Origin of the sequence: Propionivibrio limicola (assembly GCF_009469695.1) — a bacterium.
In the GTDB taxonomy this organism is placed as follows: domain Bacteria; phylum Pseudomonadota; class Gammaproteobacteria; order Burkholderiales; family Rhodocyclaceae; genus Propionivibrio; species Propionivibrio limicola.
In genome coordinates this window covers 26,546-40,246 of the sequence record NZ_SSSR01000005.1, presented here as the reverse complement: position 1 = coordinate 40,246, position 13,701 = coordinate 26,546, and the positions used below count along the sequence as shown (strand labels likewise).

The following is a 13,701-nucleotide window of genomic DNA, read 5'->3' as shown; positions in this document are numbered from 1 at the left end:
TATGTTGGCTCCCGATCTTGTGCTGCTGATTGAAGATGATCCCCACATTCGAGAGCTCATCGTCTCGGCGCTCGAATGTGATAGCTACAAGTTGATTACAGCCGGCACCGCTGCGCGTGGCATGCATGAAGCTGTCCAGCAAAAACCCCAATTGCTTTTGCTGGATCTTGGATTGCCTGACCGGGACGGCCTTGAATTCATTCGTGACTTCCGCGGCTGGTCTTCGATTCCGATTCTGGTTATTTCAGCGCGTACGCAGGAGTCACAAGTTGTTGCTGCCCTTGATGCCGGGGCTGACGACTATCTGACTAAACCGTTTGGCGTTTCCGAGTTGCTGGCGCGCGTTCGCGCCCAGCTGCGCCGGGCTCCAGTGCAACATCAGGAGAGTACGCCGTTAATTCAGTTTGGTGATTTCACCATCAATTGCGTTACGCGCGAGGTTCTCAAAGGCGGCCAACTCCTGCACTTGTCGCAGATCGAATACCGTCTGTTGCAGGCTTTGGCGGCGAATCCCGGCCGGGTCATGACGCATCGGCAGCTTCTGGTGCAGGTGTGGGGAGGGCAGGCCTCCGCGAACCACGAATATTTGCGGGTTTATGTCGGTCACTTGCGGCAGAAGATTGAAGCTACACCGGGAAAGCCTCGCCATATTTTGACCGAGATTGGCGTGGGGTATCGGTTCCAACTCTGATTCATTTGTTTTGTTTGTTCATGTAAAAAAAGGAAAGTTAAATGTCCCTTGTATTGACTGAAATTAAAGGCTCGACCGGTGTAATTACGCTGAATCACGTAGAAAAAAGAAATGCCCTGAGCGAGGCGCTGATTGAAGGAATTACCGACGCGCTGAGCGAATTTCAGTCCCAGAATGTCCGTGCAGTGATCTTGCGTGCCCAGCCTGGTGTCAAAGTCTGGTCGGCAGGGCACGATGTCAGTGAGCTTCCCAACCGCGGCCGCGATCCGTTGGGTTGGGATGATCCGCTGCGAATTCTGATCCGCGCCATTCAGGAATTCCCGGCGCCCGTGATCGCTCTGATCGAAGGCGGTGTATGGGGCGGCGGCTGCGAAGTCGCCATGGCGTGCGATATCCTCGTTGCAACACCCGATACAACCTTCGCCATCACCCCGGCCAAGCTCGGCGTTCCGTATAACCTCGGCGGCCTCGTTACGGTGGTTAACATGGTGCCGTTGCCTGTGATCAAGGAAATGTTGTTTACAGCCCAGCCGGTTCCGGCCCAGCAGGCACTCAACCTCGGCATGATCAACTACATCAAGCCTGTGGAAGAGATCGAAGAGTTTGTCCTCAACATGACCAAGCAGATCGCTGCGAATTCGCCGCTCAGCATTTCGGTCATGAAAGAGTCGTTGCGCCTGCTGGTCGGCGCACACGCCATTACGCCGGAACTGTTCGAGCGTACCCAAGGCCTGCGTCGTGTTGTGTACGACAGCAACGACTACCAGGAAGGCATCAATGCCTTCCGCGAGAAGCGGAAGCCACAATTCACCGGGACCTAAGCGCTACCTGTCGATGCCTGTGCCGGCTCGGGCCGGATAGTCCGAGGCGGACCATGTGATATAAAGTGGTTCGCCCTTTTGAACTTTCCGGATCCCCGTCGATCCCTTGGTCCATGGACACTTGCACAGACAATCCCGTTTTTGACCCAGGCATCATCCGGCGTTTCGACATTAACGGTCCTCGTTATACGTCGTACCCGACGGCAGACCGGTTCACCGATGCATTCGGGCCGGAGGCTTATGAACGTTGGCTGACGAACCGGCGTGACGGCGCGAAGGCTGAGCGGCGTCCGTTCTCGCTGTATTTCCACCTGCCGTTCTGCACGACGATCTGCTACTACTGTGCCTGCAACAAGATCATCACCAAGGATCACGGGCGGTCGGCCAAGTACCTGAAATATCTCGGCAAGGAACTGGCGCTGCAACGGCGCTTTCTCGATCCGGAGGATAACGCCGTCGAACAGCTCCACTGGGGCGGCGGCACGCCGACTTTCCTGTCGCACGATGAGATGCGCCAGCTGATGGCGATGACGCGCCAGTATTTCCGCCTGCTCGATGGTGGAGAGTATTCGATCGAAGTCGATCCGCGCAAGGTCGACCGCGCTACCGTCGATCTGCTGGCCGAGTTGGGTTTCAACCGCATGAGCCTCGGCATTCAGGACTTCGACGAGCAGGTGCAGCGGGCCGTCAACCGCCTGCAGAGCGAGGAAGAAACCTTCGCCGTCATGGACGCGGCGCGCGCCAACGGTTTCAAGTCGATCAGCGTCGACCTGATTTACGGACTGCCCAAGCAGACGGTCGCCGGTTTCGAGCGCACACTCGACCGCGTGCTGGCGGCCAGCCCGGATCGTTTGTCGATCTACAACTATGCGCATCTGCCGACGCTGTTCAAGCCGCAGCGCCGCATTCTCGATGCCGACCTGCCGACGCCCGACGCCAAATTGCACATCCTGGCGCTGACCATCGACAAGCTGACGTCGGCCGGCTACGTTTTCATCGGCATGGACCACTTTGCCAAGCCCGACGACGAACTGGCGATCGCCCAACGCCAAGGTCGGTTGCACCGCAATTTCCAGGGCTATTCGACGCATTCCGACTGCGACATGCTCTCGTTCGGCATCACCTCGATCGGCAAGGTCGGGCCAACCTACAGCCAGAACGTCAAGACGCTCGACGAATACTACGAGCGGCTCGACAACGACATCCTGCCGGTGTTTCGCGGCATCGAACTGACAGCGGACGACGTGTTGCGCCGTTCGATCATCCAGTCGCTGATGTGCCATTTCGTGCTGTCGTTCGATGCGGTTGAAAAGGCGCATGGAATCGACTTCCGCTCGTATTTCGCCGCCGAGCTGGCCGATCTGGCGGAAATGGCCGAAGCTGGCCTGATCAGCATCGGCGAGCGACGGATTACCGTCCTGCCGCCGGGGCGCATGCTGGTGCGCGTCGTCGCCATGGTTTTCGACGCACGCCTGCGCGCCGGGCGTGCGCTTAACCGTTACTCGAAAGTGATTTGAAAAATCACCGTTCCGCATGACTGAGAAACAATCTTCCAATGAAACGTACCGCGGTCTCGATCTCCCCATCAGCGGCATGACCTGCGCGGCCTGTGCGGCGCGCATCGAAAAAGTCCTCAACCGCCTGCCGGGCGTGACGGCCAGCGTCAATCTGGCGACCGAGCATGCGCGGGTCGAAATTGCTTCTGCCGCAACGTCGCCGCAGCAGGTCGTCGCGAGCATTGAAAAAGCCGGTTACGGCGTGCCGCTGCAAACGATGGAAGTGACGATCGAAGGCATGACCTGCGCCGCGTGCTCGACGCGGCTCGAAAAGGTGCTGAATCGTCTGCCGGGGGCGGAAGCTGCCGTGAATCTGGCGTCCGAGCGGGCGCGCGTGCGTTATCAGCCGGGTGTCGTCGCCGCCGATGACGTACTCGCGGCTATCGCGAAAGCGGGCTTCAAGGGACGCGTTGCCGACGACCGGGCGCGCGGGGAAGAAAAGGAGCGCAAGCTTGCCGCTTACCGCGCTGAGGTCAAACGTTTCTGGATCGCCGCGCTACTGACGCTGCCGCTCGTCGCGCAAATGGCTACGATGTTCAGTGCAGATGCGCTGGCCGGCCAGCACCAGGACGTTTTGCCGCGCTGGCTGCAACTCGTGCTGGCGACGCCGGTGCAGTTCTGGATCGGCTGGCGTTTTTACGACGGCGGCTGGAAAGCCGTCCGTGGCGGTGGCGCGAACATGGACGTGCTGGTCGCGCTGGGAACGAGCGCCGCGTATTTTTTCAGCGCCTTCGTCGTGCTTGGCAACCTGCATCATCTGCCGGTGTATTTCGAGGCGTCGGCCGCTGTGATCACGCTGGTGCTGCTCGGCAAACTGCTCGAGGCGCGGGCCAAGGCGAGGACAACGGCGGCCATCGAGGCGCTGGTGCGGTTGCAGCCGAAAACGGCGCGCGTCGAGCGCGACGGGCAACTCGTCGAAATCGACGCCGCGTTGCTGATTCCCGGCGATATCTTCATCGTTCGCCCGGGGGAAAGCGTGCCCGTCGATGGCGAGGTGCTCGACGGTGCGTCGAACGTCAATGAAGCCATGCTGACCGGGGAGAGCATGCCTGTTGCCAAACATCCCGGCGACCGCGTTTTCGCGGCGACGGCGAACGCACAAGGCATGTTGCGTTGTCGTGCGACGGGCGTCGGTGAACACACCTTGCTGGCCGGAATCATTCGCCTGGTGGCTGAAGCGCAGGGGTCGAAAGCACCGGTCCAGCGGCTGGCCGACCGCATTTCGGCGATTTTCGTGCCGATTGTGTGTGTCATCGCCTTATTCACTTTCGCCGGCTGGTGGTTTTACGGCGGCGTGTTCAGCGAGGCGTTGATCAACGCCGTGGCCGTGCTGGTGATCGCCTGCCCGTGCGCGCTTGGACTGGCGACGCCGACGGCGATCATGGTTGGCACCGGGCAGGGTGCCCGTGCCGGAATTCTGGTGAAGAACGCCGAAGCGCTTGAGCGAGCCGAAAAGACGCGCATTCTGGCGGTCGATAAAACAGGCACTCTGACGCGCGGCGAGCCGGAAGTGACCAACAGCGTCCCGCTGGCGGCGTCTGCGAACGATGTATCGAGGCTGGCGGCGGCACTGGAACAGGGGTCCGAGCACCCGCTGGCCCAAGCCATTCTCAAGCAGGCGCAAGCCGCTGGCTTGATCTTGCCGGATGTCACGGAGTTCAAGGCGATACCGGGCGCCGGTGTCGAAGCCGTTGTCGAGGAGCGCCGCTTGCGGCTGGGTGCGCCGGCCTGGTTTCCCGATGCTGAACTTCCTTCCGCACAGCTGACGGAGCTGCAAGGCGAAGGAAAAACCGTCGTCGTGCTGGCCGAAGGCAATACGGCGCTGGGATTGCTGGCCATTGCCGATCCCCTGCGCGAGACGTCCCCGGACGCCGTGGCGCGGCTGAAAGCGCTCGGCGTGCGTGTCGTCATGCTGACCGGCGACAACCCCGTGACCGCGGCGGCGATTGCACGGCGCGCCGGCATCGAGGAATTCCGCGCCGGCATTTCTCCGGCTGGCAAGGCGGAGGCCGTCAATGCCCTCAAGTCGGGCGACTCTCTCGTCGCCATGGTGGGCGACGGCATCAACGATGCGCCGGCGCTGGCCGCGGCCGACGTCAGTTTTGCCATGGGCGCCGGTTCCGACGCCGCGATCGAGGTGGCCGACATTACGCTGGTGCGCGGCGACCTGCGCGGCGTTGCCGATGCCATCGCGCTCTCAAGGGCGACGCTCGGCAAAATCCGCCAGAATCTTTTCTGGGCTTTCATTTACAACCTGTTGGGCATCCCGCTTGCGGCGATGGGCTTGCTGAATCCGGTCTTTGCCGGTGCGGCCATGGCCATGAGTTCGGTGTCGGTGGTGTCCAATTCGCTGCTGCTCAAGCGCTGGAAGCCGGGCGCGGGGCGCTGAATTTCAAGGAGAATTTATATGCAACATTGGGTTATCGGTATCGCCGGCATGAGTTGCCAGGGGTGTGTGAAGAATCTGACCGGCGTGCTGCAGGCGCTGCCCGGAGTGTCTGCCGTCACGGTCACTCTGGAGCCGGCCCAGGCCGAAATCGACTTCGATCCGGATCAAGTGACGCCGCCCCAGTTCAAGGCCGCTATCGAAGACGCGGGATTCGATGTCGTTTGACACGGCAAGCGCAACGGCCAACTAACCGTTATCCGGGACGAATTTCAGCACCTTGCCATTGATGCAGTAACGCTTGAACGTCGGTGCCGGACCGTCATCGAACACATGGCCGAGGTGGATGCCCGAACTCGCGCTGCGGACTTCGATCCGGCGCATGCCGTAGGACTCGTCCTCGTGCAGCGTGATCGCTCCTTCCTCCGGCCTGAAAAAGCTCGGCCAGCCGGTCCCGCTCTCGAACTTGGCGTCGCTGCGAAAGAGCGTCGCGCCCGTGATCGGGTCGACAAAGCGGCCTGGTCGCTTTTCCTTGAGGTGCGGCCCGGTGAAGGCGCACTCCGTGCCGTGGCTGAAGGCGATTTCGTACTGCTCGGGCGTGAGCAGTAATGACCCAAGCCATTGCCAGAAACGCGGAGGGTCGCCCTCATAGCCGGTAAAGCGTCCGACTTCGTTGCGCTGCTTGAAGAGAACGGTGGTTGGCGTGGCCAGAATCGGGTGCTTGAGCCCCCAGCCAGCGGGAGCTTCTTTGCCCAACGTGCGGGCGACTGGTACGTCCGATTCCCAGCGATCGACGATCTCCGTCGCGAACTGCCTGCAGGACGGGCATCCCGGCGCTTCGAACACGATCAGTTGGAGGTCGCTGTCGAGCGTCGTTGCATCCAGCGCCTTGCGGGGCGTTTCATTGATTGGCGATCCAGTGGCAGTCCGCGGGTAAGGAACGCCGGTGCCGCCCAGGCCGCAGTAGCCGTCGGGGTTTTTCCAGAGGTAATCCTGATGGTAGTCCTCGGCCCGGTAGTAGGCCGTCAGCGGCAGGATTTCCGTGGTGATTTTCCCGAACCCGGCGCGGGTCAGCGCGCGCTGGTAAATGTCGCGGGTCTTCAGCGCGATGGCCCGCTGCATTTCGCTGGTGGTGTAGATCGCGCTCCGGTAGTTGCTGCCGATATCGTTGCCTTGCCGGTCGCCCTGCGTCGGGTCATGACTTTCCCAAAAGCGGATAAGCACCGTTTCGAGATCCTCGCGCGCCGGATCAAAGGTGACTTTTACGACCTCGGCGTGATTGCGTTGGCGGGAGAGCCCGAAGCGCAACGCCCGCTCGTGGGCCAGAACTGCCTCGTAGTTGCCGGCGACTTCACCGTTGGCGTAGCCGCTTTCGACGTCGATCACCCCGGCCAGTTCAGCCATCCTCTTTTCGGCGCCCCAGAAACACCCCATGCCGAGAATTATGGTGTCGGGTTTGGTTGCATCCATCAGTGTCTCCCCGGAAAGTGTTGCGCGGGCAAAGAATTCACTTCATTGGATGGCACGATCTCCGGTGGGTTCCGTTACCGCGTTTTCAGAGCAAGCCGCTGATCAGCCCGAACGCGACGATGACCAGCAAAACAGATACCGCGAGCTGAATCGAGTGAATCGTCACCTTCCTGATCAGGCGTGCGCCGATAAAGGCGCCGAGGAAAGCCGAGATCGTCGCAATGCCGACCAGCCACCAATCCACTTCGCGCGCGGCCGCGCCGGCTTCCCATCCATAAATGCTCATCCGTGCGACGTCGACCATCACCGCCAGCACGACGCCGGTTGCCACGAACTGTTCTTTGGTCAGGCCGGCCTTGATCAGGAACATGCTGCGAAAAGCGCCCTGATGACCGGACAGACCACCGAAGAAACCGCTGATCAAGCCGCCCAGAGGCAGGTATTTGCGGTCGAACGACTTGGCGGCGAAAGCCGGCGACAGCTCAAGGCCGACGAACAACAGGATGAGCAGCCCGACGCTCGCCTTGAGCGGCACGACCTGAAGCGCTTTGCCGGCCACCACATACTCGATAAATGGCGGCTGGGCAGCGAGTTGGCCGAGTAGAAGCGCGCCGGCGAAAGCGGCCGCCACCGCCGGAAGGCCAAAGCGCACCACGACACCGATGTTGGCCTGGCGTCCGAGCAAGCCGAGTTTGAAAACGTTGTTCGCCAAGTGCACCAGCGCCGTGATGCCGATAGCGATGTCCACCGGAAAGAACAGGGCAACAACGGGCATCAACAGCGTTCCGAGGCCGAAGCCAGAAAACAGGGTCAGCCCGGAAGCAAGAAAGGCGGCGAGGGCGATGATCAGAGTGTTCATTGCTGGGTGGCTTTCTGGTCAAGTCAGCGGGAGGCTCAGTACCATAAGACACCGCTATGACCGTACTGTTACGCGCGGCCGGAACAACGAGTCATCAAAGGGCCTCGACCACGGCCTTCCCGACGTCGCCGGTTTTGGCGTTGCCCCCCATGTCCGGCGTGCGCGGGCCTTCGACGAGTACGGTTTCGATGGCCTTGACGATGGCGTCGTGCGCGGCGGTAAACGTGGCATCGCCGTTGCCGATGAAGTCGAGCATCATCGCGCCCGACCAGATCATCCCGACCGGATTGGCGATGTTGCGACCGAAAATGTCGGGCGCCGATCCGTGCACCGGCTCGAACAACGACGGGAAGGTGCGGTCCGGATTGAGATTGGCCGACGGGGCGATGCCGATGGTGCCGGTGCAGGCTGGGCCGAGATCGGACAGGATGTCGCCAAAGAGATTCGAGGCGACGACGACGTCGAAGCGCTCCGGGCTCAGCACGAAGCGGGCGGTCAGGATGTCGATGTGGTACTTATCCACCAACACGTCCGGATAGTTTTTCGCCATCGCTTCGACGCGCTCGTCCCAGTACGGCATGCTGATGGCGATACCGTTCGACTTGGTCGCCGAGGTCAGGTGCTTCTTGGGGCGCTTCTGGGCGAGCTCGAAGGCGTATTTCAGGATGCGGTCCACGCCCTTGCGGGTGAAAATGGCTTCCTGCAGCACCGTTTCGCGCTCGGTGCCTTCGAACATGCGGCCGCCGACCGACGAATACTCGCCTTCGGTGTTTTCGCGCACGATCAGGAAATCGATATCGCCGACCTGCCGGTTCGCCAGCGGGCAGGGCACGCCGGGCATCAGCCGGGCCGGGCGCAAATTGACGTATTGGTCGAAGTCGCGGCGGAACTTGAGGAGCGATCCCCACAGCGAAATGTGGTCCGGCACCTTGTCCGGCCAGCCAACGGCACCGTAGTAAAGGGCGTCGAAACCCTTCAACTGCTCCGCCCAGTCGTCCGGCATCATCTTGCCGTGCTGCAGGTAGTAGTCGCAGTGCGCCCAGTCGAATGTGGTGAACTGCAGGTCAAGATCGAATTTCCGGGCGGCTGCTTCCAGCACCCGCAGCCCTTCGGGCATCACTTCATTGCCAATGCCGTCGCCAGCGAAAACGGCGATTCTTTTCGTGTTCATGCGTATCCTCCGTTCAATGGGGGGCAAGAATAGCGGATTTGAAACGATTCAAAACGAAAAAGCCCGCCACGTCTGAGGTGGCGGGCCGTGTGACGGTATGTCGGGAGGCTTAACCGCAGGAGCCGACTGCACCGCACGCGGTACAGAAATCGCAACCGTCCTTGCGGATCATCGTGTAGTTGCCGCATTCGCCGCACAGCTTGCCGGCCGTGGGTTTCGGCGCGGTGCTGCCGGCCGCCGGGGCTTGCAGAATACCCATTTGCTGCAGCGGGAAACCGTTCTCGTCGAGGATGCCGAGCATGGCGTAGCGGTGGATGATCAGGTGCGCAATGTAGGCGACGGTCGACGGGTAGGTCTGCTGCTTGCGGGTGCCAGGGACGAAAGCCATGAAGTCGCCGAGCGGTTCCGGGTAATCGAGCAGTTTCCGCAGCTTCATGCCGATCCAGGCCGGGTCGAGGACGCGCATGTCGAGCGAGAGCAGCTTGGTGAGGCCATCGAGGGCACGCGGGTAGTTGCCGGAGAGCCACACCGAGTAGGGGCGGGTGACGCCGTCGGGCAGGGTGATTTCCTTGAGGCCGAGGACGAAGTCTTCGTCGGTGGCCGGGTTGAAGATGTCGACGGTCCAGGACAGCGTGCCGTCGGTGCCGGTCTTCGGTTCCTTGAGGCTGAACAGGGCGTCGAGTACCGGCGTGGCATCGCCTTCGTTCTTGAACGCGCCGAGCTGTTCGACGCGGTACTGAATCAGGCGAGCCATGGCGGAAACGAGCGACGGCATGCGTTTGTGTTCGCCATGCGGCGGGAAGGGCATATCGAAGCCGTCGCCGTCCGGCGTCTTGGCCAGCGATTCGAGCTTGAGCTTGAGCCAGCCGTGGTCGTTGGCGCGCATGTCCATCGACAGCGTCTTGGCGACGGCGCCGAGGCCTCGCGGCTGGGCTGGGCCATTGACCCAGGCTTCGAACGGCCAGGCGCGGCCTTCCTGTTCGACGTGGCCGACGAAGAGGGCGAACTTGCCTTGGCCGTGGTCGATCATGTAGGTCCACGCCATGTTGCCTTCCGGCAGGCTCGGACGGCCTGGCCAGCGCAGGCTGGACAGCACCGGTGCCGGCAGCGATTTGATCGACAGGCGACGGTTGGCGTCACCGCTGACGAAGTCCTGCGGCTGTTTCTTTTCTTCAGCCTGCTTGGTCGATTCAACCGAGAGCACCGCTCCCAACACGCTGTTCGGGCGATAGGTGGCGAGGCCCTTGAGGCCGGCCTTCCAGGCGCTCATGTAGAGTCCCTGGAAGTCTTCATAGGGGTAATCGGCCGGCACGTTGACCGTCTTCGAGATCGAGGTGTCGATGTACGGCGCGACGGCTGCAACCATGTTCTTGTGCGCTTCGGCGGAAATTTCCAGTGCCGTCACGAAGTAATCGGGTAGGTCTTCGACATCGCCGCCCATGTGCTTGTAAAGGCGCCAGGCGTAATCCTCGACGGCGTATTCCTTGATCGTGCCGTCGGCCATGCGCTTCTTGCGGTTGTACGTCCAGGAGAACGGTGGTTCGATACCGTTCGATGCGTTGTCGGCGAAGGCCAGCGAGATGGTGCCGGTCGGCGCGATCGAGAGCAGGTGCGAGTTGCGCAGGCCGTGCTTGCGGATTTCGGCCTTGATATCGGCCGGCAGGCGCGAGGCGAAGTTGCCGCCGGAGAGGTACATCTCGGCGTTGAACAGCGGGAAGGCGCCGCGTTCCTTGCCGAGTTCGACCGATGCCAGATAGGCCGTATCGCGCATGTATTCGGAGATGCGGGCCGCCATCGCCGAAGCCTCCGGACGGTCATAACGCAGGCCGAGCATGCACAGCGTGTCGCCGAGGCCGGTAAAGCCAAGGCCGACACGACGCTTGTTGGCGGCTTCTTCTTTCTGGCGCTCAAGCGGCCAGGCGGTGACGTCGAGCACGTTGTCGAGCATGCGGCCGGAAACCCTGACCACTTCGCCGAAAGCGTCGAAATCGAATTCAGCCTGGTTGGTGAATGGATTTCTGACGAACAGGGTTAGATTGATCGAGCCGAGGCAGCAGCAACCATAGGGCGGCAGCGGCTGTTCGGCGCACGGGTTGGTAGCTTCGATGACTTCGCAATAATAAAGGTTGTTGTCCTTGTTCATGCGGTCGAGGAAGAGGATGCCCGGCTCGGCGTGGTCGTAGGTGGATTTCATCACCTGGTCCCACAGGTCGCGTGCGCGCACCTTGCGGTAGACCCAGAGGCCGTCGTCACGCTGATAAGCGCCTTCGGCTTTGATGTCGGTATTGGGTTCGGCGCGGTGTACCAGTTCGACGTCGCTGTCGCTTTCAACGGCTTTCATGAAGTCGTCGGTGACGGCGATCGACACGTTGAAGTTGGTCAGGTCGCCATGATCCTTGGCGTGGATGAACAGTTCGATGTCCGGGTGGTCGCAGCGCAGCACGCCCATTTGCGCACCGCGGCGGGCGCCGGCCGATTCGACCGTCTCGCAGGAGCGGTCGAAAACGCGCATGTAGGAGACGGGGCCGGAGGCACGCGACTGGGTGCCGCGGACTTGCGCGCCGTGCGGACGGATCGAGGAAAAATCGTAACCGACACCGCCGCCGCGCCGCATGGTTTCGGCCGCTTCGGCCAGCGCGGTGTAAATGCCCGGCCGGCCATCGACGATTTCAACGATCGAATCACCGACCGGCTGCACGAAACAGTTGATCAGGGTAGCGGCAAGCGTCGTCCCGGCGGCGGAATTGATGCGGCCGGCCGGAATGAAACCGTTTTCCTGTGCCCACAAAAAGCGCTCTTCCCACTTGGTGCGATGCTTTTCATCTTCGATAGCGGCAAGCGCATGAGCTACCCGACGGCGAACGTCATGAACGCTGGTTTCGGCACCCTTGGCATATTTCTCGACAAGAACCTCGACGGAGATTTCCTGTTCGGGCAGGGGCGCGAATTCCGGCATTTCGGCAATGGCGGCCAAGGATAGTTGCTGAGCGTTCTGACCATTCTCACTCATGGTTTGCCTCTTTCGTAATCGTGAAAAGTTGTTGTTCGGCGGTGTCGTGGGGCGTTAGCTGTTTTTTGACTCGCTGCGTAGGCGACAGGGGGAAAACGTACGCCAAGGTTTCTGGCTGTTTCCCCTCGGTAGGTGATAAAGCTACTACATGTAGTGGTGATGCGCAACGGCTTGACTAAATGTAGTTTTCTTGCGTGGCGCGGCGTGGCTGTTGGAAAACGCTGTTAAATCACGGTTTTGCAGCCGCTTTCGAGAATCTCCGAGAATTTTTCGACCTTTCCGGAGCTTTCTGACAATGACTAAATCGACGGTCTGAAGCAGCGTTTGCGAACTGCTTCTGTTAAAATCGCCGGTTGGCTGGTCATGGTCTGGCGTAATTTGCCGGCTTCTGTTCGCGACAAAGGTGTCGGCGGCATTTGCGTGGATGTCGCCCGGACAAGAGTTCGCTGGTGCGAACCTTGTCCATAGGCTTTTCGGACAGTCATCGACCGGGCTTTTCACGTTGATTCGTGTTGATAACACTAAGGGATAAATCATGTTTGTTTTTGTTTTGAACTGCGGCAGCTCTTCGTTCAAGTACCAGTTGCTTGACATGTCCAACGAACACCGCGTCGCCGTCGGTCTGGTCGAGCGCATCGGCATGGACGACTCGATCATTGCCTACGAACCGGCCAATGGCGAGAAGATCAAGGAAACGACCGCGATCGCCAACCACGAAGTCGCGATCAAGATGGTGCTGGACAAGCTGGTCGATGCGAAGGTCGGCGTTATCAAGTCGCTCGCCGACATTACGGCTGTTGGCCACCGCGTTGTTCACGGTGCCGAGAAGTTCTCCGGTTCGGTTCTGATCAACGACGCCGTGCTCGCCGCGCTCGAAGAATGCATCCCGCTCGCTCCGCTGCACAACCCGCCGAACATCACCGGTATCAAGGCCATGATGCACGCGCTGCCGGGCGTTCCGAACGTGGGCGTGTTCGATACTGCGTTCCACGCATCCATGCCGCCCGAGTCGTACATCTACGCGCTGCCGTACGAGTGGTATGAGCAGAACCACGTTCGCCGCTATGGTTTCCACGGCACGTCGCACCGCTTCGTGTCCGAGCGCGCTGCCGAAATCCTCGGCATCGCCAAGGATCAGTTCAACTGCATCACCTGCCACATGGGCAACGGTTCGTCCTTCACCGCCATCAAGGGCGGCAAGTCGTACGACACCAGCATGGGCATGACCCCGCTCGAAGGCATCGTGATGGGCACCCGTTCGGGCGACATCGACGCTGGCATCATCAAGTACATGGCCGAAAACAACGGCATGTCCTTCGCCGACATCGACAACGCGCTCAACAAGAAGTCGGGCCTGCTCGGTATTTCCGGCGTTAGCTCCGACATGCGCGACGTCGAAACCGCCGCCAAGGAAGGCAACGCCCGCGCCAAACTGGCGATCGACGTGCTGCGTCACCGCTCGCTCCAGTACATCGGTGCCTATGCCGTTGAACTGGGCCGCGTCGATGCGATCATCTTCACCGGCGGTATCGGTGAAAACGGTATCGACTTCCGCGGTTCCGTCGTTGAAAAGCTCAGCGCTCTGGGCATCAAGCTCGACGCTGCGGCTAACAACGTGCGCGGCAAGGAAGCCGTTATCTCGACGCCCGATTCGCCGATCAAGGTCATGATCGTGCCGACCAACGAAGAACTGGTGATCGCTCGCGACACCAAGGAAATCGTCGGCAAGTAAGACCC

11 protein-coding genes are annotated in these 13,701 nt (G+C 60.9%); 6 read left to right on the top strand and 5 right to left on the bottom strand.

All coding sequences use genetic code 11. The features are described 5' to 3' along the window. Position 1: 1 nt before the first annotated feature. The 5 genes from GH659_RS06045 (at position 2) to GH659_RS06025 (ending at position 5,682) form a co-directional block, all read left to right on the top strand. The gene (locus GH659_RS06045; RefSeq protein ID WP_153110165.1) at positions 2 to 691 is read left to right on the top strand and encodes a response regulator; all 690 of its coding nucleotides are present in this window, start codon (positions 2 to 4) and stop codon (positions 689 to 691) included. A gap of 41 nt (positions 692 to 732) precedes the next feature. Further along, on the top strand, positions 733 to 1,512 hold the full coding sequence (gene scpB / locus GH659_RS06040; protein ID WP_153110163.1) for a methylmalonyl-CoA decarboxylase: 780 nt from the start codon (positions 733 to 735) through the stop codon (positions 1,510 to 1,512). Between the two features lie 113 nt (positions 1,513 to 1,625). Continuing rightward, a complete protein-coding gene (gene hemN / locus GH659_RS06035; protein WP_153110161.1) occupies positions 1,626 to 3,029 on the top strand; it encodes an oxygen-independent coproporphyrinogen III oxidase in 1,404 nt (467 codons plus the stop codon). A 16-nt stretch (positions 3,030 to 3,045) separates the two neighbouring features. Continuing rightward, positions 3,046 to 5,457, top strand: coding sequence for a heavy metal translocating P-type ATPase (locus GH659_RS06030; protein WP_246167745.1), 2,412 nt, complete (start codon positions 3,046 to 3,048; stop codon positions 5,455 to 5,457). Positions 5,458 to 5,475: 18 nt separating this feature from the next. Continuing rightward, positions 5,476 to 5,682 (top strand): heavy-metal-associated domain-containing protein, encoded by a 207-nt coding sequence (locus GH659_RS06025; protein ID WP_153110159.1) that lies wholly within the window; start codon positions 5,476 to 5,478, stop codon positions 5,680 to 5,682. 21 nt (positions 5,683 to 5,703) lie between these two features. Here GH659_RS06025 and msrA read toward each other — a convergent pair whose 3' ends face one another. The 5 genes from msrA to GH659_RS06000 all read right to left on the bottom strand — a co-directional run bounded on the left by msrA (position 5,704) and on the right by GH659_RS06000 (position 12,540). After that, the gene (gene msrA / locus GH659_RS06020; protein WP_153110157.1) at positions 5,704 to 6,924 is read right to left on the bottom strand and encodes a peptide-methionine (S)-S-oxide reductase MsrA; all 1,221 of its coding nucleotides are present in this window, start codon (positions 6,922 to 6,924) and stop codon (positions 5,704 to 5,706) included. A gap of 85 nt (positions 6,925 to 7,009) precedes the next feature. Further along, complete coding sequence (locus GH659_RS06015) at positions 7,010 to 7,783, bottom strand: sulfite exporter TauE/SafE family protein (protein ID WP_153110155.1); 774 nt, start codon at positions 7,781 to 7,783, stop codon at positions 7,010 to 7,012. Positions 7,784 to 7,877: 94 nt separating this feature from the next. After that, positions 7,878 to 8,954 carry a tartrate dehydrogenase gene (locus tag GH659_RS06010; RefSeq protein ID WP_153110153.1) on the bottom strand — a complete coding sequence of 359 codons (1,077 nt, stop codon included), beginning with the start codon at positions 8,952 to 8,954 and terminating at the stop codon, positions 7,878 to 7,880. A gap of 109 nt (positions 8,955 to 9,063) precedes the next feature. Continuing rightward, complete coding sequence (locus GH659_RS06005; RefSeq protein ID WP_153110150.1) at positions 9,064 to 11,964, bottom strand: adenosylcobalamin-dependent ribonucleoside-diphosphate reductase; 2,901 nt, start codon at positions 11,962 to 11,964, stop codon at positions 9,064 to 9,066. Between the two features lie 144 nt (positions 11,965 to 12,108). Continuing rightward, positions 12,109 to 12,540: a hypothetical protein gene (locus GH659_RS06000; RefSeq protein WP_153110148.1), complete on the bottom strand. Its 432-nt coding sequence runs from the start codon at positions 12,538 to 12,540 to the stop codon at positions 12,109 to 12,111. A gap of 16 nt (positions 12,541 to 12,556) precedes the next feature. Between GH659_RS06000 and GH659_RS05995 the strand changes: the two genes are divergently transcribed. After that, on the top strand, positions 12,557 to 13,696 hold the full coding sequence (locus GH659_RS05995) for an acetate kinase (protein ID WP_246167743.1): 1,140 nt from the start codon (positions 12,557 to 12,559) through the stop codon (positions 13,694 to 13,696). The last annotated feature ends 5 nt before the right edge of the window (positions 13,697 to 13,701 follow it).

Coding starts and splice junctions, on each gene's coding strand:
- GH659_RS06045 (WP_153110165.1), top strand. CDS start 2: ATGTTGGCTCCCGATCTTGTGCTGCTGATTGAAGATGATCCCCACATT.
- scpB (WP_153110163.1), top strand. CDS start 733: ATGTCCCTTGTATTGACTGAAATTAAAGGCTCGACCGGTGTAATTACG.
- hemN (WP_153110161.1), top strand. CDS start 1,626: ATGGACACTTGCACAGACAATCCCGTTTTTGACCCAGGCATCATCCGG.
- GH659_RS06030 (WP_246167745.1), top strand. CDS start 3,046: ATGACTGAGAAACAATCTTCCAATGAAACGTACCGCGGTCTCGATCTC.
- GH659_RS06025 (WP_153110159.1), top strand. CDS start 5,476: ATGCAACATTGGGTTATCGGTATCGCCGGCATGAGTTGCCAGGGGTGT.
- msrA (WP_153110157.1), bottom strand. CDS start 6,924: ATGGATGCAACCAAACCCGACACCATAATTCTCGGCATGGGGTGTTTC.
- GH659_RS06015 (WP_153110155.1), bottom strand. CDS start 7,783: ATGAACACTCTGATCATCGCCCTCGCCGCCTTTCTTGCTTCCGGGCTG.
- GH659_RS06010 (WP_153110153.1), bottom strand. CDS start 8,954: ATGAACACGAAAAGAATCGCCGTTTTCGCTGGCGACGGCATTGGCAAT.
- GH659_RS06005 (WP_153110150.1), bottom strand. CDS start 11,964: ATGAGTGAGAATGGTCAGAACGCTCAGCAACTATCCTTGGCCGCCATT.
- GH659_RS05995 (WP_246167743.1), top strand. CDS start 12,557: ATGTCCAACGAACACCGCGTCGCCGTCGGTCTGGTCGAGCGCATCGGC.